Annotated in this window: 18 protein-coding genes; 1 reads left to right on the top strand and 17 read right to left on the bottom strand. The window is 72.0% G+C overall.

Annotated features, from left to right (window positions below; all coding sequences use genetic code 11):
- Window positions 1-87: 87 nt before the first annotated feature.
- From ACWDBE_RS18840 to pyrR, 14 genes are all read right to left on the bottom strand, one after another.
- Window positions 88-2,157, bottom strand: coding sequence for a primosomal protein N' (locus tag ACWDBE_RS18840; protein ID WP_449808568.1), 2,070 nt, complete (start codon window positions 2,155-2,157; stop codon window positions 88-90).
- A 91-nt stretch (window positions 2,158-2,248) separates the two neighbouring features.
- The gene (gene metK, locus ACWDBE_RS18835; RefSeq protein ID WP_392874811.1) at window positions 2,249-3,472 is read right to left on the bottom strand and encodes a methionine adenosyltransferase; all 1,224 of its coding nucleotides are present in this window, start codon (window positions 3,470-3,472) and stop codon (window positions 2,249-2,251) included.
- Window positions 3,473-3,624: 152 nt separating this feature from the next.
- Window positions 3,625-4,842, bottom strand: a complete 1,218-nt coding sequence (gene coaBC / locus ACWDBE_RS18830; RefSeq protein ID WP_402406603.1) for a bifunctional phosphopantothenoylcysteine decarboxylase/phosphopantothenate--cysteine ligase CoaBC — start codon at window positions 4,840-4,842, stop codon at window positions 3,625-3,627.
- A 145-nt stretch (window positions 4,843-4,987) separates the two neighbouring features.
- A complete protein-coding gene (gene rpoZ / locus ACWDBE_RS18825) occupies window positions 4,988-5,254 on the bottom strand; it encodes a DNA-directed RNA polymerase subunit omega (protein WP_030056185.1) in 267 nt (88 codons plus the stop codon).
- A gap of 37 nt (window positions 5,255-5,291) precedes the next feature.
- Window positions 5,292-5,849: a guanylate kinase gene (gene gmk / locus ACWDBE_RS18820; protein WP_392874805.1), complete on the bottom strand. Its 558-nt coding sequence runs from the start codon at window positions 5,847-5,849 to the stop codon at window positions 5,292-5,294.
- Window positions 5,850-5,898: 49 nt separating this feature from the next.
- On the bottom strand, window positions 5,899-6,225 hold the full coding sequence (gene mihF / locus ACWDBE_RS18815; RefSeq protein WP_030056187.1) for an integration host factor, actinobacterial type: 327 nt from the start codon (window positions 6,223-6,225) through the stop codon (window positions 5,899-5,901).
- Between the two features lie 421 nt (window positions 6,226-6,646).
- The gene (pyrF, locus tag ACWDBE_RS18810; RefSeq protein WP_449789460.1) at window positions 6,647-7,480 is read right to left on the bottom strand and encodes an orotidine-5'-phosphate decarboxylase; all 834 of its coding nucleotides are present in this window, start codon (window positions 7,478-7,480) and stop codon (window positions 6,647-6,649) included.
- A gap of 29 nt (window positions 7,481-7,509) precedes the next feature.
- Window positions 7,510-8,613, bottom strand: coding sequence for a quinone-dependent dihydroorotate dehydrogenase (locus ACWDBE_RS18805; protein ID WP_449789461.1), 1,104 nt, complete (start codon window positions 8,611-8,613; stop codon window positions 7,510-7,512).
- A gap of 88 nt (window positions 8,614-8,701) precedes the next feature.
- The gene (gene carB / locus ACWDBE_RS18800) at window positions 8,702-12,010 is read right to left on the bottom strand and encodes a carbamoyl-phosphate synthase large subunit (RefSeq protein ID WP_449789462.1); all 3,309 of its coding nucleotides are present in this window, start codon (window positions 12,008-12,010) and stop codon (window positions 8,702-8,704) included.
- Window positions 12,003-13,160, bottom strand: coding sequence for a glutamine-hydrolyzing carbamoyl-phosphate synthase small subunit (gene carA / locus ACWDBE_RS18795; RefSeq protein ID WP_449808567.1), 1,158 nt, complete (start codon window positions 13,158-13,160; stop codon window positions 12,003-12,005). The genes carB and carA overlap by 8 nt, the downstream gene beginning before the upstream one ends.
- On the bottom strand, window positions 13,157-13,750 hold the full coding sequence (locus ACWDBE_RS18790) for a PH-like domain-containing protein (RefSeq protein ID WP_449789565.1): 594 nt from the start codon (window positions 13,748-13,750) through the stop codon (window positions 13,157-13,159). The genes carA and ACWDBE_RS18790 overlap by 4 nt, the downstream gene beginning before the upstream one ends.
- On the bottom strand, window positions 13,750-15,054 hold the full coding sequence (locus ACWDBE_RS18785; RefSeq protein WP_449789464.1) for a dihydroorotase: 1,305 nt from the start codon (window positions 15,052-15,054) through the stop codon (window positions 13,750-13,752). Before ACWDBE_RS18785 ends, ACWDBE_RS18790 begins: the two co-directional genes overlap by 1 nt.
- Window positions 15,051-16,046 carry an aspartate carbamoyltransferase catalytic subunit gene (locus ACWDBE_RS18780; protein WP_392874788.1) on the bottom strand — a complete coding sequence of 332 codons (996 nt, stop codon included), beginning with the start codon at window positions 16,044-16,046 and terminating at the stop codon, window positions 15,051-15,053. The genes ACWDBE_RS18785 and ACWDBE_RS18780 overlap by 4 nt, the downstream gene beginning before the upstream one ends.
- A 5-nt stretch (window positions 16,047-16,051) precedes the next feature.
- Complete coding sequence (gene pyrR / locus ACWDBE_RS18775) at window positions 16,052-16,675, bottom strand: bifunctional pyr operon transcriptional regulator/uracil phosphoribosyltransferase PyrR (protein WP_449789465.1); 624 nt, start codon at window positions 16,673-16,675, stop codon at window positions 16,052-16,054.
- Between the two features lie 330 nt (window positions 16,676-17,005).
- On the opposite strand from pyrR, the gene bldD reads away from it, so the two are divergent.
- Window positions 17,006-17,509 carry a transcriptional regulator BldD gene (gene bldD / locus ACWDBE_RS18770; protein ID WP_030056198.1) on the top strand — a complete coding sequence of 168 codons (504 nt, stop codon included), beginning with the start codon at window positions 17,006-17,008 and terminating at the stop codon, window positions 17,507-17,509.
- Window positions 17,510-17,657: 148 nt separating this feature from the next.
- Here bldD and ACWDBE_RS18765 read toward each other — a convergent pair whose 3' ends face one another.
- From ACWDBE_RS18765 to nusB, 3 genes are all read right to left on the bottom strand, one after another.
- On the bottom strand, window positions 17,658-18,575 hold the full coding sequence (locus ACWDBE_RS18765; protein ID WP_449789466.1) for a hypothetical protein: 918 nt from the start codon (window positions 18,573-18,575) through the stop codon (window positions 17,658-17,660).
- Window positions 18,576-18,727: 152 nt separating this feature from the next.
- Window positions 18,728-19,555, bottom strand: coding sequence for a thioesterase family protein (locus ACWDBE_RS18760; protein ID WP_449789467.1), 828 nt, complete (start codon window positions 19,553-19,555; stop codon window positions 18,728-18,730).
- A gap of 140 nt (window positions 19,556-19,695) precedes the next feature.
- Complete coding sequence (gene nusB, locus ACWDBE_RS18755) at window positions 19,696-20,133, bottom strand: transcription antitermination factor NusB (protein WP_402406573.1); 438 nt, start codon at window positions 20,131-20,133, stop codon at window positions 19,696-19,698.
- Window positions 20,134-20,136: the final 3 nt, after the last annotated feature.

Below are 20,136 nucleotides of genomic sequence, written 5' to 3'. Positions count from 1 at the left end.
CCCGACCGACCCGCCGCACCAGGGCCGGGTGCCGAACCCGGGGCCGAACCGGGGCGGGGTGGCCCACTCACCCCGCCCCACCCGGCGCTATCCGATCTCGGTCGGATCGATCCGCACGTCCAGACTCGCGGGCCCCCGCACGGCGGTCCGGGTGATCTGCGCGGCCTTGAGGGCCGCGGCCAGCGCGGCGCCCTGCCCGGGCGAGACCCGCAGCAGCGCTCTCTCCCGGTCCTCCCCCCGCACCTGCGGCAGCGGCACCGGGCCGAGCACATCGGCGCCCTCCGGCAGCTTGACGATGTCCAGCAGGTCCGCCACGGCCTTCGGACTCCCCACCACCGAGGCCATCCGGGACACCGGCGGGAAGTGCAGCTGGGCACGTTCGTCCAGTTCCATGCCCGCGTGCCCGAACGGGTCCCAGCGCACCAGTGCCTGTACCGGACGGACGGTCGGTTCGGCGACGACCACCACCGTGCCGCCCTCCGCACCGGACCGCACCAGCGCGGCCGCCGTCAGCCAGCGGTGCAGCGCGTGCTCCCCCGCCCGCAGATCGGGGAACGTGAGGAGCGACCACCCGTCCAGCAGCAGGGCCGCTGCGTACCCGGGACCGTCCTCCACCACGGGCTCGGCCCCCGGAGTCGAGATGACCAGGGACGGTTCGTTCGGCACGGTGGCGAGCAGCGTGTCCCGTCCGGAGACCCGTACCGGCACCCCGGGGAAGGCCCTGCCCAGTTCCTCGGCCGTCCGGCGCGCCCCCACCACCTGCGCCCGGAGCCGGAACGAGCCGCACTCGGGGCAGTGCCAGTCCGTCTCGTCCCTCCCGCACCAGCCGCAGTGCAGCGGAGCGTCCGCCGAGACCGCTTCCAGCGGCCCCTCGCACTGCCGGCAGCGGGCGGGTTCACGACAGCGGTTGCAGGCCAGCCGGGGCACGTAACCCCGCCGGGGCACCTGGATCAGGACCGGACCGCCGGCGGCGAGCCCGTCCCGCGCGGCCTGCCACGCCACGGACGGCAGTCGCGCGGCCTGCGCCGCCGCGTCCCTGGCCTCGTCGCGGTCGGTGACCGTACGCACCGCGGGTGCCGTCTCCCGCACCGTCTCGCGATCCGCCACGATCGACCTGGCCCAGCCGCTGCTGACCAGTTGGGCACCCTCCACCGTCACCGAGTGGCCGCCGAGGAGCACCGCCGCGCCCGCCTCCGTCGCCCGGAGCAGCGCGACGTCCCGGGCGTGGGGATAGGGCGCGTGCCCGTCGCTGTGGCTGCTGTCGCCGTCCGACCAGACCACCACGAGGCCGAGGTCGCGGACCGGTGCGAACATCGTCGCCCGGGTCCCGATCGCGGCGTGTACGGACCCGCGGCTCACGGCCAGCCATCGCGTGTACCGCTCGCGGGGGCCGAGATCGGCGGCGAGAACGGCGTGCCGGCCCTCACCCAGCAGTTCGGTGAGCGCCCGGTCCACCCGGGCGGTGGCCCGCCCGTCGGGCAGCACGACCAGTGCGCCCCGGCCGCTCGCCAGGGTGGCCGCCACGGCCCGGGCGATCTCGTAGGGCCATCCGCGCCCGGGCAGCGCCGCCCAGACGGCCCGCGGCGAGCCCCCGTTCGCGAGTGCGGCCAGGAAGTCCGGCCCCGCGGGGTACCGGGACCAGCCGCCCGGGGCCGGCGGGTCCGGCCTGGGACGGGACGGCGGCGAGGGCTCCGCCTCCGCCTCGCCGTGCCGGGGCGGTACGGCGAGCTGGAGGACGTCGGCCAGGGTGCCCGCGTACCGGTCGGCGACCGTACGGCACAGGTTCAGCAGTTCGGGCGAGAGCACCGGCTCGGGCGAGATGACCTGCGCGATCGGCGCCAGGGCGTACGGGTAGTCGGTCTTCGCGAGCCGCTCGACGATGAACCCGTCGTGGAGCGTCCCGCCCTGCCGTTCCCCGTTGACCAGTCGGGCCCCGAAGCGGACCCGGACCCGGACTCCGGGTTGCGCGGCCTCGTCCATGACCGCCGGAACCTCGTAGTCGAAGAACTGGTCGATGCTCAGGACGCCCTTGTCGACCACGACCCGGGCGATCGGATTGTGTTCCGCCCGCTTGGCACCGCGCCACGTCCTGGGCTTGGCCCGCTTGACCGTCTCGCGGATGAACGCCAGCTGCTCTGGCTCCCCTGTGCTGCTCATCACTTCCCAGTACTACCAGGTCACACCGACAACGCACGAGGCGGCGCCCACCCCCGGACGGGGGCGGGCGCCGCCTCACTCAAGCTGTGCGTCAGTCCTGCACGGCCGCCTTCAGCTGCTCCACCCGGTCGGTGCGCTCCCAGGTGAAGTCCGGCAGCTCACGGCCGAAGTGGCCGTACGCCGCGGTCTGGGCGTAGATCGGGCGCAGCAGGTCCAGGTCGCGGATGATCGCGGCCGGACGCAGGTCGAAGACCTCGGAGACGGCCTTCTGGATGGCGAGGACCGGGACGGTCTCGGTGCCGAAGGTCTCCACGAACAGGCCGACCGGCTCGGCCTTGCCGATCGCGTACGCGACCTGCACCTCGGCGCGGCGGGCGAGGCCGGCGGCGACGATGTTCTTCGCCACCCAGCGCATCGCGTACGCGGCCGAGCGGTCCACCTTGGACGGGTCCTTGCCGGAGAAGGCGCCGCCGCCGTGGCGGGCCATGCCGCCGTAGGTGTCGATGATGATCTTGCGGCCGGTGAGGCCGGCGTCGCCCATCGGGCCGCCGATCTCGAAGCGGCCGGTCGGGTTGACCAGCAGGCGGTAGCCCTCGGTGGTCAGCTTGATGCCCTGCTCGGCCAGCGCCTTCAGCTCCGGCTCGACCACGAACTCGCGGATGTCCGGGGTGAGCAGCGACTCCAGGTCGATGTCGCTGGCGTGCTGGGTGGAGACGACCACGGTGTCGAGGCGGACGGCCTTGTCGCCGTCGTACTCGATGGTGACCTGGGTCTTGCCGTCGGGGCGCAGGTACGGGATGGTCCCGTTCTTGCGCACCTCGGTCAGGCGGCGGGAGAGGCGGTGCGCCAGGGTGATCGGCAGCGGCATGAGCTCGGGCGTCTCGTCGGACGCGTAGCCGAACATCAGGCCCTGGTCGCCGGCGCCCTGCTTGTCCAGGTCGTCCGTGTCGTCCCCCTGGGAGGCACCCTCGACGCGCGCCTCGTACGCGGTGTCGACGCCCTGCGCGATGTCGGGCGACTGGGCACCGATGGACACCGAGACACCGCAGGAGGCGCCGTCGAAGCCCTTCTTGGAGCTGTCGTAGCCGATCTCCAGGATCTTGTCCCGGACGAGCTGGGCGATCGGCGCGTACGCCTTGGTGGTCACCTCGCCGGCCACGTGCACCTGGCCGGTGGTGATGAGCGTCTCCACGGCGACCCGGGACGTCGGGTCCTCCCGCAGGAGAGCGTCAAGGATGGTGTCGCTGATCTGGTCAGCGATCTTGTCGGGGTGTCCCTCGGTCACGGACTCCGAGGTGAACAGGCGGCGAGACACAGCGCTCCCTGGGGTTGCAGCGGCTGCTGACTGAAGTTCCCCGGGGCGACCCGGGGAACTCCGGAAAGACTTGATTCCTGGAGTCTAACCGTCTGCTTCCGTCGAACGTCACCCGCTTCAGAATTTCTCGAGCGGCGCGCGACCGGTTCCGATCAGTTGCCGCCCGTTTCCAGCCGCTTTGCCACCAGGTCCCAGACCACGTCCGCCAGGGCCTCCTTCGGGCCCACCGGAACGGCCGTCTCACTGCCGTCCGAACCCAGGACCACGGCCTCGTTGACGTCCGTACCGAAGGCCTTGCCGTTGCCCACCTCGTTCACGACGAGCAGGTCACAGCCCTTGCGGGCGAGCTTGGCGCGGCCGTTGGCGAGCACGTCGTCGGTCTCCGCCGCGAAACCCACGACCAGTTGACCCGAACGGGCCCGGTGAGCCGACAGCTCGGCCAGGATGTCGGGGTTGCGGACCAGCACGACGGGCGGCTGTTCGACCCCCTCGACCTTCTTGATCTTGCCGGTCGCGTATTCGGCGGGCCGGAAGTCCGCCACCGCCGCGGCCATGACCACGGCGTCCGCGTCCCGGACCGCCTCCAGCGCCGCCTCCCGAAGCTCCAGCGCGGTCGAGACGTGCACCACGTCCACCCCGGCCGGGTCCGGCAGCTCGGCATTGGCCGAGAGCAACGTCACCCTGGCGCCACGCGCCGCGGCCGTCGCGGCGAGCGCGTAGCCCTGCTTGCCGGAGGAGCGGTTGCCCAGGTAGCGCACCGGGTCCAGCGGCTCCCGGGTGCCGCCGGCCGAGACCACCACGTGCCGGCCGGCCAGGTCGGTCGGCACCGGCCCGCCGCGGCGCAGCACGGCCCGGCAGGCGTCGAAGATCGCGGACGGCTCGGGCAGCCGGCCCTTGCCGGTGTCCTTGCCGGTCAGCCGTCCGACGGCCGGCTCCAGCACGATCACGCCCCGGCGGCGCAGCGTGGCCACGTTCTCCCGGGTGGCCGGGTGCTCCCACATCTCGGTGTGCATGGCGGGCGCCACCACGACCGGGCAGCGGGCGGTGAGCAGCGTGTTGGTCAGCAGGTCGTCGGCGAGGCCGTGGGCGGCCTTGGCGATCAGGTCCGCGGTGGCCGGGGCGACCACCACCAGGTCGGCCTGCTGCCCGATCCGCACGTGCGGCACCTCGTGCACGCGCTCCCAGGTCTCGGTGGCGGCCGGGCGCCCGGACAGCGCCGCCCAGGTCGCCTCGCCGACGAAGTGCAGCGCGGCCGCGGTCGGCACCACGGTGACCTGGTGGCCGGACTCGGTGAAGCGGCGCAGCAGTTCGCACGCCTTGTAGGCGGCGATCCCGCCGCTCACGCCGAGGACCACACGGGGGGCGTCCACAGTCACCTTCCAACCCTTCGTCCGAACAGGAACGCGCCCACCCTACGGCCCCTCGGCGATCACCCGCACCGTGGTGCCGCCCACAACGCCGAAGGGCCCGGCGGAAACGATTCCGCCGGGCCCTTCCGGAAATTCAGCGACCGCCTCAGGCAGCCTCGACCGCCTCGGCGGTCAGCATGCCCGCGTTGATCTCGCGCAGCGCGATCGACAGCGGCTTCTCGTGCACGTGGGTGTCGACCAGCGGGCCGACGTACTCCAGCAGGCCCTCGCCGAGCTGGGAGTAGTACGCGTTGATCTGGCGCGCGCGCTTGGCGGCGTAGATCACGAGGCTGTACTTGGAATCGGTGGCCTCGAGCAGCTCGTCGATCGGCGGGTTGATGATGCCCTCGGGCGCGGTCATGGAAGAGGACACGCTAAAACCTTCCGAAAGGGTGGAAAAGACAGACAGGTCAGGCTACACCGAGCAAGGCTAGCAGTTCGGCCGCTACCTGCTCGACGGAGGTGTTGACAAGGGTCGTGTCGAACTCGGTCTCGGCCGCGAGCTCGACCTTGGCCGCCTCCAGCCGCCGCTCGATCACGTCCTGCGACTCGGTGCCCCGGCCGGTCAGCCGGCGGACCAGCTCGTCCCAGCTCGGCGGGGCCAGGAAGACCAGCTGCGCCTCGGGCATCGACTCGCGCACCTGGCGGGCGCCCTGGAGGTCGATCTCCAGCAGCACCGGCTCGCCGCGCTCCAGCTTCTCCAGCACGGCCGCGCGCGGGGTCCCGTAACGGTTCCCGGCGAACTCGGCCCACTCCAGCAACTCGCCGTTGGCGACCAGCTTGTCGAACTCGTCGTTGTCGACGAAGTGGTACTGGACCCCGTTCTTCTCGCCGGGCCTCGGGTGGCGGGTCGTCGCCGACACCGAGAGCCAGACCTCGGGGTACATCTTCCTCATATGAGCGACGACCGTGCTCTTGCCGACCCCCGAGGGGCCGGAGAGCACGGTCAGCCGCGGACGCTCACTCATGCACCGATTATCCCGGATCGCGGGGGATCCTGGGACCACGGGGGCACGGTCAGGCGGCGCCACCGCCGAACTCCCGCTCCAGGGAAGCGATCTGGTTCGTACCGAGGCCGCGGACGCGGCGGCTCTCGCTGATGCCGAGGCGCTCCATGATCTGCTTGGCGCGGACCTTGCCGACGCCCGGAAGGGACTCCAGCAGGGCCGAGACCTTCATCTTGCCGATGACGTCGTTGTCGGCCTTGCCGGCCTTGATGACCTCGTGCAGGGAGGCGCCGGAGTGCTTGAGCCGGTTCTTGACCTCGGCGCGCTCCCGGCGAGCCTCGGCGGCCTTGGCGAGCGCGGCGGTGCGCTGTTCAGGGGTAAGGGGCGGAAGGGCCACGCCGTTCACCTCAGGGTGTGGATGGATGGATTGAGCTAGGACTGGTTCGGTACCGAGGACACCGTCCGCAAGGGGAACCACAAGGCCCTGACCTGCGGGAGCCACGGAAATCGCGGCTCGCCGATGACCTATCGCCGGACACTACCCGGATTGCGGCGCCACGTCAGGAAAAGAACACGAAAAGTCCTGGTCAGCCAAGGCCGACCAGGACTTTCCAGGGCAAAATGACCGCGATTGCGAGGCTTTGGCGGTGCCGATGTGACGGCGCTCACGTCGGCTCCGCGGCCACCGCGCGGTCCTGCGGACACTCCGCAGGGTCACCGCGCGGCTACCTGAACGACGGGTTCCGCTACTTGACGGCCGACTTGACGGCCGACCCGACCGCCGACCCGACCGCCTACGCGGTGGTCTACTCGGCGCCCTACCCGACGGCGTCCGCGAACTCCCCGACGAAGCGCTCCGCCGCCTCCCGCAGCGCCGGCACCGAGGGCCCGTGCTTGAGCACGTCCCGGCTGACGCTCGGCACCACGTTGATCACCGAACCGCCGAACACCCGCGGCAGGTCCGCCATGGTCGCGCCCTGGGCGCCGATCCCGGGCGCCAGCAGCGGGCCGTTGATGGCCAGTTCCACGCCCGCGTCGGCCAGCGTCGCGCCGACGACCGCGCCGAAGGAGCCGAGCGGCGCGGCGCCCTCGTTCTCGGCCGCCAGCTGGCGCAGCACCGAGGCCGCGACCGGCTCGCCGTCCGCGCCCACCGCGCGCTGCACCTCGGCGCCCTCCGGGTTGGAGGTGAGCGCCAGCGCGAACACGCCGCAGCCCTGCTCCCGGGCCAGGTCCAGGGCCGGGCGCAGCGAGCCGAAGCCCAGGTACGGGCTGACCGTCACCGCGTCCGAGAACAGCGGGCTCGCCGGCGACAGGAAGGCCTCGGCGTACGCGGCCATGGTGGAGCCGATGTCGCCGCGCTTGGCGTCCATCAGGACCAGCGCGCCGGCCGCCCTGGCCTCCTCGACGGTCTTCTCCAGCACCGCGACGCCCTTGCTGCCGAAGCGCTCGAAGAAGGCGGCCTGCGGCTTGAGCACGGCCACCCGGTCCGCCAGCGCCTCGACCACGGTGCGGCTGAAGGTCTCCAGCCCGGCGAGGTCGTCGCCGAGCCCCCACGCGGCGAGCAGGGAGGCGTGCGGGTCGATGCCGACGCAGAGCTGGCCGCGGGTGTCGAGGGCCTGGCGCAGCCGGGCGCCGAACGGGGCGAGGGTCATGTCGTCCTTTCCAGAACCGATGGGGGTGTTCACGCGCCGCGGACGGCGCTGCCGACGGCCTCGGCCAGGCTGCGGAAGCCGCCCGCGCGGACCTTGGCGGACAGGCCCTTGTGGATCTTCCGGCACCAGAACGGGCCCTCGTAGATGAAGGCGCTGTAGCCCTGGACCAGGTCGGCGCCGTGGACGATCCGCTGCCAGGCGTCCTCGGCGGTCTCGATGCCGCCGACCGAGACCAGGGTCAGCCGGCCCTCGGTGCGGGCGCGCAGCCGCTGGAGCACCTCCAGGGCACGGGCCTTGAGCGGGGCGCCGGACAGGCCGCCCATGCCGATCTCCTCGACCCGCCGGGCGTCGGTGCGCAGGCCCTCGCGGCCGATCGTGGTGTTGGTGGCGATGATGCCGTCCAGGCCCAGCTCCAGGGCGAGGTCGGCGACCGCGTCGACGTCCTCGTCGGCCAGGTCGGGGGCGATCTTGACCAGCAGCGGCACGTGGTGCGGCGTGGTGCGGTCGGCGGCCTCGCGGACGGCGGCGAGCAGCGGCCGCAGGTGGTCCACGGCCTGGAGGTTGCGCAGCCCGGGGGTGTTCGGCGAGCTGACGTTGACCACCAGGTAGTCGGCGTACTTGGCGAGCCGCTCGGTGGACTTCACGTAGTCGGCGACGGCGTCGGCCTCCTCGACCACCTTGGTCTTGCCGATGTTGACGCCGATCACCGGGGTGGAGCTGGTGTGCGGGCGGGCGGCCAGCCGGGCGGCGACCCGGGCCGAGCCCTGGTTGTTGAAGCCCATCCGGTTGATCAGCGCGCGGTCCTCGACCAGGCGGAACAGCCGGGGCGCCGGGTTGCCGGGCTGGGGCTCGCCGGTGATGGTGCCGATCTCGACGTAGTCGAAGCCGAGCATCGACAGGCCGTCGATGCCGACGCCGTTCTTGTCGAAGCCGGCCGCCAGGCCGAACGGACCGGGCAGGTCCAGGCCGAGGGCGCGGGTGCGCAGGGCGCGGTCCCGCGGGGCGAGCACCAGCCGCACCAGGGTGCGCAGGCCGGGCACCGAGGAGGCCAGGCGGATCCAGAAGAAGGCCAGGTGGTGGGCCTTCTCGGGGTCCATCTTCTTGAAGACCAGATCGAACAGAAGCTTGTACAAGGGTGGTTCAACTCCCGGACCAGAAGCCGTACTCGGGCATGGAAGTGGGGGGCACCCAAAGGCTCCGGTGCCCCCCACTGCGGTGGTGCTACTTGCGGCCGGCGTTGATCAGCTCGGCGTGCTCCTGGAGCGACATCACCCCGACCTCGTCGCGCAGCAGCCGGTCGATGCCCTGGACGGCCGCGCCCATCGCCTGGACGGTGGTCAGGCAGGGCACCGCGCGGGCCACGGCCGCGGTGCGGATCTCGTAGCCGTCGAGGCGCCCACCGGTGCCGTACGGCGTGTTGATGATGAGGTCGACCTCGCCGGCGTGGATCAGCTGGACGATGGTCCGCTCGCCGTTCGGGCCCTCGCCCTCGCTGTGCTTGCGCACCACGGTGGCGGGGATGCCGCCGCGCTGGAGCACCTCGGCGGTGCCGGCGGTGGCGAGCAGCTCGAAGCCGAGGCCGACCAGCGCGCGGGCCGGGAAGACCAGGTTGCGCTTGTCCCGGTTGGCGACGGAGACGAAGACCTTGCCCTTGGTCGGCAGCGCGCCGTAGGCGCCGGTCTGCGACTTGGCGTAGGCCGTGCCGAAGACCTTGTCGATGCCCATGACCTCACCGGTCGAGCGCATCTCCGGGCCGAGCACGGTGTCCACGCCGCGGCCGTGGACGTCGCGGAAGCGGCTCCACGGCATCACGGCCTCCTTGACCGCGATCGGCGCGTCGGCGGGCAGGGTGCCGCCGTCGCCCTCGGCCGGGAGCAGGCCCTCGGCGCGCAGCTCGGCGATGGTGGCGCCGAGCGAGATCCGGGCGGCGGCCTTGGCCAGCGGCACCGCGGTCGCCTTGGAGGTGAACGGGACGGTCCGGGAGGCGCGCGGGTTGGCCTCCAGGACGTAGAGGATGTCCCCGGCCATGGCGAACTGGATGTTGATCAGGCCGCGGACGCCGACACCGCGGGCGATGGCCTCGGTGGAGGTGCGCAGGCGCTTGATGTCGAAGCCGCCGAGGGTGATCGGGGGCAGCGCGCAGGCGGAGTCGCCGGAGTGGATGCCGGCCTCCTCGATGTGCTCCATGACGCCGCCGAGGTAAAGCTCGGTGCCGTCGTAGAGCGCGTCGACGTCGATCTCCACCGCGTCGTCCAGGAAGCGGTCGATGAGCACCGGGTGCTCGGAGATCAGACCGGCGTGCCGCTCCAGGTACGAGGCCAGCGAGGCCTCGTCGTAGACGATCTCCATGCCGCGGCCGCCGAGCACGTAGGACGGGCGGGCGAGCACGGGGTAGCCGATCTCGTCGGCGATCGCCTTGGCCTCCTCGAAGGAGAAGGCGGTGCCGTGCTTGGGGGCCGGCAGGCCGGCGTCGCGCAGGACGCGGCCGAAGGCGCCGCGCTCCTCGGCGAGGTCGATCGCCTCGGGCTGGGTGCCGACGATCGGCACGCCGTTGTCCTTGAGCGCCTGGGCCAGGCCCAGCGGGGTCTGGCCGCCGAGCTGGACGATCACACCGGCGAGCGGGCCGGCCTGCTGCTCGGCGTGGACGATCTCCAGCACGTCCTCCAGGGTGAGCGGCTCGAAGTAGAGCCGGTCGGAGGTGTCGTAGTCGGTGGAGACGGTCTCCGGGTTGCAGTTGACCATGACGGTCTCGTACCCGGCGTCGGCGAGCGCGAAGGAGGCGTGCACGCAGGAGTAGTCGAACTCGATGCCCTGGCCGATGCGGTTCGGACCGGAGCCCAGGATGATCACGGCGGGCTTGGTGCGCGGGGCGACCTCGTTCTCCTCGTCGTAGGACGAGTAGAAGTACGGGGTCTTGGCGGCGAACTCGGCGGCGCAGGTGTCGACGGTCTTGAACACCGGGCGGATGCCGAGGGCGTGGCGCACCTCGCGGACGACGTCCGGCTTCAGGCCGCGGATCTCGCCGATCTGCTGGTCGGAGAAGCCGTGCCGCTTGGCGTGGCGCAGCAGCTCGGGGGTGAGCTCGGCGGCCTCGGCCAGCTCGCCGGCGATCTCGTCGAGCAGGAAGAGCTGGTCGACGAACCACGGGTCGATCTTGGTGGCCTCGAACACCTCCTCCGGGGTGGCGCCGGCCCGGATGGCCTCCATCACGGTGTTGATCCGGCCGTCGGTCGGCACGACCGCCTTGGCCAGCAGCTCCGCCTTGTCGCCGAGGGGGCCGGTCCAGGAGAACTGGGAGCCCTTCTTCTCCAGCGAGCGCAGCGCCTTCTGGAGCGCCTCGGGGAAGTTGCGGCCGAGGGCCATGGCCTCGCCGACGGACTTCATGGTGGTGGTCAGCGTGGCGTCGGCGCTCGGGAACTTCTCGAACGCGAACCGCGGCACCTTGACGACGACGTAGTCGAGGCTCGGCTCGAAGGAGGCCGGGGTCTCCTCGGTGATGTCGTTCGGGATCTCGTCCAGGGTGTAGCCGACGGCCAGCTTGGCGGCGATCTTGGCGATCGGGAAGCCGGTGGCCTTGGAGGCGAGCGCCGAGGAGCGGGAGACGCGCGGGTTCATCTCGATGACGATGACCCGGCCGTCGTCGGGGTTGACGGCGAACTGGATGTTGCAGCCGCCGGTGTCGACGCCGACCTCGCGGATGACGGCGATGCCGATGTCGCGCAGGATCTGGTACTCGCGGTCGGTGAGCGTCATCGCCGGGGCGACGGTGATCGAGTCACCGGTGTGCACGCCCATCGGGTCGAAGTTCTCGATGGAGCAGACGACCACGACGTTGTCGTTCTTGTCGCGCATCAGCTCCAGCTCGTACTCCTTCCAGCCGAGGATGGACTCCTCCAGGAGCACCTCGGTGGTCGGCGAGAGGGTCAGGCCCTGGCCGGCGATGCGGCGCAGGTCCTCCTCGTTGTGGGCGAAGCCGGAGCCGGCGCCGCCCATGGTGAAGGAGGGGCGCACGACGACCGGGTAGCCACCGAGCGTGTCGACGCCGGCCAGCACCTCGTCCATGGTGTGGCAGATGACCGAGCGGGCGGACTCGCCGTGGCCGATCTTGGCGTTGACGGCCTCGACGACGCCCTTGAAGAGGTCGCGGTCCTCGCCCTTGTTGATCGCCTCGACGTCGGCGCCGATCAGCTCGACGCCGTACTTCTCCAGCGTGCCGGCGCCGTGCAGCGAGATCGCGGTGTTGAGCGCGGTCTGGCCGCCCAGGGTCGGCAGCAGCGCATCGGGGCGCTCCTTGGCGATGATCTTCTCGACGAACTCCGGGGTGATCGGCTCGACGTAGGTGGCGTCGGCGATCTCCGGGTCGGTCATGATCGTGGCCGGGTTGGAGTTGACCAGGATGACCCGCAGGCCCTCGGCCTTGAGGACCCGGCAGGCCTGCGTACCCGAGTAGTCGAACTCGGCGGCCTGGCCGATCACGATCGGGCCGGAGCCGATCACCAGGACGGACTTGATGTCGGTGCGCTTAGGCACGCTGGGCCTCCATGAGCTTCACGAAACGGTCGAAGAGGTAGGCCGCGTCGTGCGGGCCGGCAGCAGCTTCGGGGTGGTACTGCACGCTGAAGGCGGGGACGTCGAGTGCCTGGAGGCCCTCGACCACGTCGTCGTTGAGGCAGACGTGGGAGACCTCGACCCGCCCGTAGGGCGTGTCGCTCACCGTGTCCAGCGGGGCGTTCACGGCGAAGCCGTGGTTGTGGGCGGTCACCTCGACCTTGCCGGTGGTGCGGTCCTGCACCGGCTGGTTGATGCCGCGGTGGCCGTACTTGAGCTTGTAGGTGCCGAAGCCCAGGGCGCGGCCGAGGATCTGGTTGCCGAAGCAGATGCCGAAGAACGGCGTCCCGCGCTCCAGCACGCCCTGCGCGACGGCGACCTGGTGGTCGGCGGTGGCCGGGTCGCCCGGGCCGTTGGAGAAGAACACGCCGTCCGGCTGGACCGCGTAGAGGTCCTCCAGGGTGGAATTGGCCGGCAGCACGTGCACCTCGATGCCGCGCTCGGCCATCCGGTGCGGGGTCATCCCCTTGATGCCGAGGTCCAGCGCGGCGACGGTGAAGCGCTTCTCGCCGATCGCGGGGACGACGTACGCCTCGGTGGTGGCCACCTCGGCGCACAGGTCGGCGCCCTTCATCTCGGGCGACTCCTGCACCCGGGTGAGCAGGGCGGCCGGGTCGGCCAGCGCCTCGCCGGAGAAGATGCCGCAGCGCATCGCGCCGCGCTCGCGCAGGTGGCGGGTCAGCGCGCGGGTGTCGATGCCGCTGATGCCGACGATGCCCTGGGCGACCAGTTCCTCGTCGAGCGAGCGGCGGGAGCGCCAGTTGGAGGCGACCCGGGCGGGGTCGCGCACGACGTAACCGGCGACCCAGATCTGCTTGGACTCGTCGTCCTCGTCGTTCCAGCCGGTGTTGCCGATCTGCGGGGCGGTCATCACGACCACCTGGCGGTGGTACGACGGGTCGGTGAGGGTCTCCTGGTAGCCGGACATGCCGGTGTTGAAGACCGCCTCGCCGAAGGTCTCGCCGATGGCGCCGTAGGCCTGGCCGCGGAAGGTCCGGCCGTCCTCCAGGACGAGCACGGCAGGCACTCGTTCCCGCCATTGGCGCTGCGTGGTGGGGGCAGGTGCGGTCATTGCGCGGCCTCTTCCGTCTTCGTCTTCGTACGTGTTGCGAGCTGAGCGATCGCCTCGACCCAGGCGGCGTGCTCATCGGGGTGGTCGGCCCGGAAGCCGGAGTCGAGCTCGATGGTGCCCATGGGGGTCCCCCCGGCCGAAGGCTGGGGGAGCGTCCAGGTGACGACGAGCAGCCCGGAGGGGACGACCTTGCCGGCGATGCCGGAGTCCGTGCGGGCACCGGTCAGGTGCTCGGCCGGGATCCAGAAGTCGACGTCACCGGGGCGCTGCACCAGCAGACCGTCCTCGCCGAGGGTGAGGTCGGCGCGGCTGCGGGTGCCCAGGCCGTGGGCGACGACCCGGTCGAGCCAGTTCCCGGCGGTGGTCGTGCCGTGGTACCGGCCGCTGGTCTCCAGGATCGTGCGCCCGGCGCGGGTCGGCACGGCCGGCAGCGGCGGCATGCCGGACTGCAGGGTGCGCCGCCAGTTCCAGCCCTGGCGCATCAGCCAGTAGACGAGGCCGATCACGATCAGCAGCCCGACGGACCAGCCGATGTAGCCGGGCCAGTTGGTGACCTTCGCCTGCTCCTGGGCGAGCGCGGCGTGGTCCATCACCGGGTGCCGTCCTGCTCGACGAGCTCCCCGGCCAGCACCGTGGCGCGGCCCCGCAGGAAGGTGGCGTGCACCCGTCCGGGCAGGTCAAGGCCCTTGTAGGGGGTGTTGCGGCTACGGGTGGCGAAGCTGTCCGGGTTCACGGCTCCACGGTACGCGGGATCGAACAGGACCAGGTTGGCAGGCTCACCCACCGAGACCGGCCGGCCCTGGCCGGTGAGACGGCCGATCCGGGCCGGGCGGTGCGACATCCGGTCCGCGACGCCCTCCCAGTTCAGCAGGCCGGTGTCGACCATGGTCTGCTGCACGACGGACAGCGCGGTCTCCAGGCCGACCATGCCCATCGCGGCCACGGCCCACTCGCAGTCCTTGTCCTCGTCCGGGTGCGGCGCGTGGTCGGTGGCGACGGCGTCGATGGTGCCGTCGGCCAGCGCCGCGCGCAGCGCCTGGACGTCCTCGGCGGTGCGCAGCGGCGGGTTCACCTTGTACACCGGGTCGTAGGTGCGGACCAGCTCGTCGGTGAGCAGCAGGTGGTGCGGGGTCACCTCGGCGGTGACGTCCCAGCCCTTGGACTTGGCCCAGCGGACGATCTCGACCGAGCCGGCCGTGGAGAGGTGGCAGACGTGCAGCCGGGAGCCGACGTGCGCGGCGAGCAGCACGTCGCGGGCGATGATCGACTCCTCGGCGACGGCCGGCCAGCCGCCGAGCCCGAGCTCGCCGGAGACCTGGCCCTCGTTCATCTGGGCGCCCTCGGTGAGCCGGGGCTCCTGGGCGTGCTGGGCGACGACGCCGTCGAAGGCCTTGACGTACTCCAGGGCGCGGCGCATCAGCACCGCGTCGTCCACGCACTTGCCGTCGTCGGAGAAGACCCGGACATTGGCGGCGGACTCGTGCATCGCGCCGAGCTCGGCGAGCTTCTTGCCCTCCAGGCCGACGGTGACGGCGCCGACCGGCTGCACGTCGCAGTAGCCGGCCTCCTGGCCGAGCCGCCAGACCTGCTCGACCACGCCGGCGGTGTCGGCCACCGGGGTGGTGTTGGCCATCGCGTGGACGGCGGTGAAGCCGCCCATCGCGGCGGCCTGGGTGCCGGTGAGGACGGTCTCGGCGTCCTCGCGGCCGGGCTCGCGCAGGTGGGTGTGCAGGTCGACCAGGCCGGGCAGGGCGATCAGGCCGGTGGCGTCGATCTCGATGTCGGCCTCGACCGTCAGGCCGGTGCCGATCGCCTTGATCACGCCGTCGGCGAGGTGGAGGTCCTGCGGGTCGCCGCCCAGGATCTTGGCGTTGCGGATCAGGTAGCTCGTCACTGGGAGGTCTCCACGGAGTCGGTGCGGGAGGAGTCGGTGGGGGTGGGGGTGTCGGCGAAGACGGCGCCGCCGAGGAGCAGGTAGAGGACGGCCATCCGGACGGAGACGCCGTTGGCGACCTGCTCGATGGCGGTGCAGCGCGGCGAGTCGGCGACCTCGGCGGTGATCTCCATGCCGCGGACCATCGGGCCGGGGTGCATCACGATCGCCCGGTCCGGCAGCTGGGCCATCCGGCGGCCGTTCATGCCGTAGCGGCGGCTGTACTCGCGCTCGGTCGGGAAGAACGCGGCGTTCATCCGCTCGCGCTGCACCCGCAGCATCATCAGCGCGTCCGTCTTGGGCAGCACGGCGTCCAGGTCGTAGCTGATCTCGCAGGGCCAGTTCTCGACCCCGATCGGCAGCAGCGTCGGCGGGGCGACGAAGGTGACCTGCGCGCCCAGCGTGTTCAGCAGGTGGACGTTGGAGCGGGCGACCCGGCTGTGCAGGACGTCGCCGACGATGGTCACCCGGCGCCCGGCGAGGTCGTTGCCGCTGCCGGGGTTGAGGTGGCGGCGCATGGTGAAGGCGTCGAGCAGCGCCTGGGTGGGGTGCTCGTGGGTGCCGTCACCGGCGTTGATGACGCTGCCGTGCAGCCAGTCGGACTGGGCCAGGCGGGCCGGCGCGCCGGAGGCGTGGTGGCGGATGACCACCGCGTCGGCGCCCATCGCCTGGAGGGTCAGCGCGGTGTCCTTGAGGCTCTCGCCCTTGGAGACCGAGGAGCCCTTGGCGGAGAAGTTGATGACGTCGGCCGACAGGCGCTTCTCGGCGACCTCGAAGGAGGTCTTCGTCCGGGTGGAGTCCTCGAAGAAGAGGTTGACGACGGTGCGGCCGCGCAGCGTGGGCAGCTTCTTGACGGCCCGGCCGGAGAGCTGGGCCAGCTCCTCGGCGGTGTCCAGGATCAGCAGCGCGTCGTCGCGGCTGAGATCGGCGGCGGAGACGAGGTGGCGCTTCACGCGGGTCACTCCGGGAGGTGCGGTTCGGAAGGCTGGGAGGCCAGGGCCTGCGAGGAGCGGACGGCGAAGTCGCGGTCGCCGACCAGGACGGCGTCCACGCCGTCGCTGTCGGACAGGCGCACCTGCACGGCCTCGCGCAGCGAGGTGGGGAGGTTCTTGCCCACGTAGTCGGCGCGGATCGGCAGCTCGCGGTGGCCCCGGTCGACCAGGACGGCGAGCTGGACGGCGCGCGGGCGGCCGATGTCGTTCAGCGCGTCGAGCGCGGCGCGGATGGTGCGGCCGGAGAAGAGCACGTCGTCGACGAGGATGACGAGCTTGCCGTCGATGCCACCGGGCGGGATCTCGGTGTGCTCCAGGGCGCGGGCGGGCTTCAGCCGCAGGTCGTCCCGGTACATGGTGATGTCCAGGGTGCCCAGCGGGATCTCGCGCCCGGTGATCTGGGCCAGCCGGCCGTGCAGGCGGCGGGCGAGGTGGACGCCCCTGGTGTGGATGCCGAGCAGCACGACGTCCTCCGCGCCCTTGGCGCGCTCGACGATCTCGTGCGCTATCCGGGTGACGACCCGGGCGATGTCCGCGCCGTCCAGCACCTGGTGCGGTGGCCGGGGCGTCGGTTCATGGTGTGTGGTCATGCCGAAGCGGACCTCCTTCCCCGCCTCACGGGACGGGTCTTAAAGGATGTCTGGGATGGCCCCCGCCGGCCGGGCGTGGGCTTCGGGTCATCCTACCAGCGCGCCGGATCGCAAACAGAAGTCCATCATTCCGCTTCCCGGGGTTAACACTCCGGACGCGCCGACGATGCGGGCCATTCGCACGACTGCCCCATTCGGCTTGACGCATCTACCTTACTCTACGTAACCTCACAGTGAGTTACGAGACGGACGTCGGACCCACCGGTAACGACGTCGGCAATCGCCCGTGACCCACCACTGAACGCGAAGCAATCTCGTCCGGGGAGATCAATGTCCAGCGACTACGCGAAGCAACTCGGAGGCAAGCTCCGAGCGATCCGCACCCAGCAGGGGCTCTCCCTGCACGGTGTCGAGGAGAAGTCCCAGGGGCGATGGAAGGCAGTCGTCGTCGGCTCGTACGAGCGTGGTGACCGTGCGGTCACCGTGCAGCGACTGGCCGAGCTGGCGGAGTTCTACGGCGTCCCGGTGCAGGAGCTGCTGCCCGGCGGCACCCCCGGCGGCGCGGCCGAGCCGCCGCCGCGCCTGGTCCTGGACCTGGAGAGACTGACCCAGGTCCCCTCCGAGAAGGCCGGCCCGCTGCAGCGCTACGCGGCGACCATCCAGAGCCAGCGCGGCGACTACAACGGCAAGGTGCTGTCGATCCGCCAGGACGACCTGCGCACCCTGGCCGTCATCTACGACCAGTCCCCGTCGATCCTCACCGAGCAGCTGATCTCCTGGGGCGTGCTGAACCCCGACGCGCGCCGTGCGGTGCGCGAGGAGGACGCGAGCTGAGGCTCACCGCACCGGCTCCCGCCAGCGGATCGAGGGACGGCCCAGCACTCGTTTCCGTAGTGCTGGCAAGCAGAAACGTCACGGCGCGGCTCCCCGGTTCGGGGGCCGCGCCGCGGTGTTGTCGCACCGCGGCGGCGCGGCGCGGGCGTCAGCAGACCGTGCCCAGGCTGTAACCGGGCTGCGCGGCCACGCCGTCCAGCCGGACCGGCCGGTCGGCCGGCGCCCACTCCTGGCCGCCGCTCGACCAGGCCCAGGAGGCCGGCAGGTACTCCCCGCAGGTGGCCGCCGAGCCCTGTGAGCCGTGCAGCACCGCGACGCCCGGCAGCTCCAGGGCCAGCCCGGTGCAGAGCACCGCGCAGACCAGCTCCAGGTCCTCGTCGTTGATCCGGACCACGCCGTCCTCCCACTGGAGCACCCGCGCCGCGGCGGTCAGCGTCCCGCCGGGCGCGTCCACCCGCAGGCGCAGCTCGTACACGCCGGCGCCCGCGCCGACCAGCATCCGCCGGAACACCTCGCCCCCGCGCTGGTAGGCGGCGCCCACCCAGGCGGCGTGCTCCTCGTCGGGCGCGCCCGCGCCCCCGTACAGGCCCCCGTCGAGCAGCAGGTCGGCGTGGCGGAGCGTCAGCCCGTTCTCCCGGGCGCGCACCAGGCGCGGCACGAAGTCCCCGGCCAGCTCCTCGCCCTGGTAGGACAGCAGCTGGGTCTGCAGGGCCGGGTTGACCAGGTAGCGGTCACGGGCGGCGGGCTCGGCCGGGTCCAGCCCGTGCAGCACGCAGAACTCCTCGAAGTCCTGCGGGTGGAACATCCGGGCCCGGACGGAGTCGAACCGCTCCAGCGCCTCGGCCAGCAGGTCGGCGGTGTCGGCCAGGTAGCGCTCGTGGTCGGGGGCGTCCGAGATCCCCCAGGCGCGGGCCCGGGCGAAGTCCGCCGCGCTGGTGAGCACTCCGATGACGAACGCCTGCTCGGCCCCCTCGGCCGGCCGCGGCCGGTGCGGAGCCCGCACCACGGGCCGCGAGCCGCCCGAGGTGCAGTCGGAGTTACGGCGGGCGCGCCCCTTTTGGCTCATCGATGGCTCCTGGCTTCGGCGGTCGGGTGAAGTTGACGGTCGGCGACGAGCTCGCCGCTGACCGTCTTCCTCCCCATCCGCGCGCGCCGCACACGTACGGCGTGTCACAGGAATGTAACCACCGGTAATACGGACCCCTCCGGGGCCTCGGGTCAGGCCGGCCGGGGCGCCCGGGCCAGCTGGCGGGACTGGGCGACCAGCCGGCCGGACTCGTCCCAGACCTCCGCGTCCTCCTCGAAGTAGCCGCCGGCCAGGTTGCGGGTCGCGTGGGTGACGCGAAGCCAGCCGGGCGCGGGCTTGGCGCGCAGGTGGACGGTCAGCTCGATGGTGGGGGCCCAGCCCGGCATGCCGAGGTCGAAGGTGACCGGCGGCAGCGCGTCGGCGACCAGCAGGAGCAGCAGCGGGTCGGGCTCGCGGCCGTCGGCGAGCCGGAACCAGCCCTGGATCCGCCCGTTGCCGGAGGGCTGTCCGAGCGCCCAGCCGACGGTGGCCGGGTCCAGCCGCAGGTCGAACCGCTCCAGCAGGGCGGCCTGGGCGATCAGCTCCTTGGGCGCGTGTTCGACGCCGATGCACTGGTCCGGCGGCGGCAGCTGCGGCGGCTGCGCGCTGGTGCGCACCTCGCCGTCGGCGGCGGCGAGGTCGCCGTGGCTTGCCACCACGCGCAGCCGCTCGACGCCGTCCTGGCTGAGCGAGGCGGTGCCGGTGGACAGGCCGCGGCCGGTGCGCAGCACCTCGGTGCGGACGGTGGCCGGGCCGGGGGTGGAGGCGGACAGGTAGTAACCGCTGATCGACACCGGGTCCGGGTGCGCCTCGTGCTCCAGCGACAGCGCGTGTCCGGCCACGGCGAGCAGCAGTCCGCCGTTCACCCCGCCGCCGATCTGCCAGCCGGCGCCGAGCTCGGCCTCGTAGCGGCCGGCCTCCTCGGGGTGCCTGGTCAGGGCGATGCCCTGGTCGAACTCGCTGCGGGTCGCCGTGGTCATGTGGCGGGACCTGCCCTTCACGCGTGGTTCCGGACGTCAAGTTACTGACAAGTAGGTCCACAGCCTACGCCGACCGGGGGAAACGCGGAACGGCCGCCGGACACCTGTTCGGGTCCGGCGGCCGTTCACGGGGGCGCCTGTTACCGGCGGATGCCCGGCTTCAGCTCCAGGAAGCGGGCGAGCATGCCGTTGACGAACGCCGGGGAGTCGTCCGTGGAGAACTCCTTGGCGATCTCGACGGACTCGTCCAGGACGACCGCGTCCGGGACGCCGTCCTCCCAGATCAGCTCGTACGCACCGAGCCGCAGGACGTTGCGGTCCACGATCGGCATCCGGTCGAGGGTCCAGCCCACGGCGTACTGCTCGATCAGGTCGTCGATGCGGCGGGCGTGCTGGACGTACCCCTCGATGAGCTCCATGGTGTACTCACCCACCTGCGGGGTGCCCTCGTCGGGCTTGGGCTCGCGGGCGCGGGCCACCCAGTCGGCGAGGACCTGCTGCGGGTCGACCCCGCGGTGGTCGGCCTCGAAGAGGATCTGGAAGGCCCTGGTGCGGGCCTTGCTGCGTGCGGCCGACACGGA

The organism is Kitasatospora sp. NPDC001132, from assembly GCF_053598415.1.
This window is presented reverse-complemented; position numbering and strand designations above follow the sequence as displayed.

Bases quoted from the DNA above. Each gene is read 5' to 3' on its own strand.
- ACWDBE_RS18840 (WP_449808568.1), bottom strand. From the start codon at position 2,157: ATGAGCAGCACAGGGGAGCCAGAGCAGCTGGCGTTCATCCGCGAGACG.
- gmk (WP_392874805.1), bottom strand. From the start codon at position 5,849: ATGAGTGAGCGTCCGCGGCTGACCGTGCTCTCCGGCCCCTCGGGGGTC.
- pyrF (WP_449789460.1), bottom strand. From the start codon at position 7,480: ATGACCCTCGCCCCGTTCGGCGCCCGGCTGCGCCAGGCCCTCGACACC.
- carA (WP_449808567.1), bottom strand. From the start codon at position 13,160: ATGACCGCACCTGCCCCCACCACGCAGCGCCAATGGCGGGAACGAGTG.
- ACWDBE_RS18790 (WP_449789565.1), bottom strand. From the start codon at position 13,750: ATGGACCACGCCGCGCTCGCCCAGGAGCAGGCGAAGGTCACCAACTGG.
- pyrR (WP_449789465.1), bottom strand. From the start codon at position 16,675: ATGACCACACACCATGAACCGACGCCCCGGCCACCGCACCAGGTGCTG.
- bldD (WP_030056198.1), top strand. From the start codon at position 17,006: ATGTCCAGCGACTACGCGAAGCAACTCGGAGGCAAGCTCCGAGCGATC.
- ACWDBE_RS18765 (WP_449789466.1), bottom strand. From the start codon at position 18,575: ATGAGCCAAAAGGGGCGCGCCCGCCGTAACTCCGACTGCACCTCGGGC.
- ACWDBE_RS18760 (WP_449789467.1), bottom strand. From the start codon at position 19,555: ATGACCACGGCGACCCGCAGCGAGTTCGACCAGGGCATCGCCCTGACC.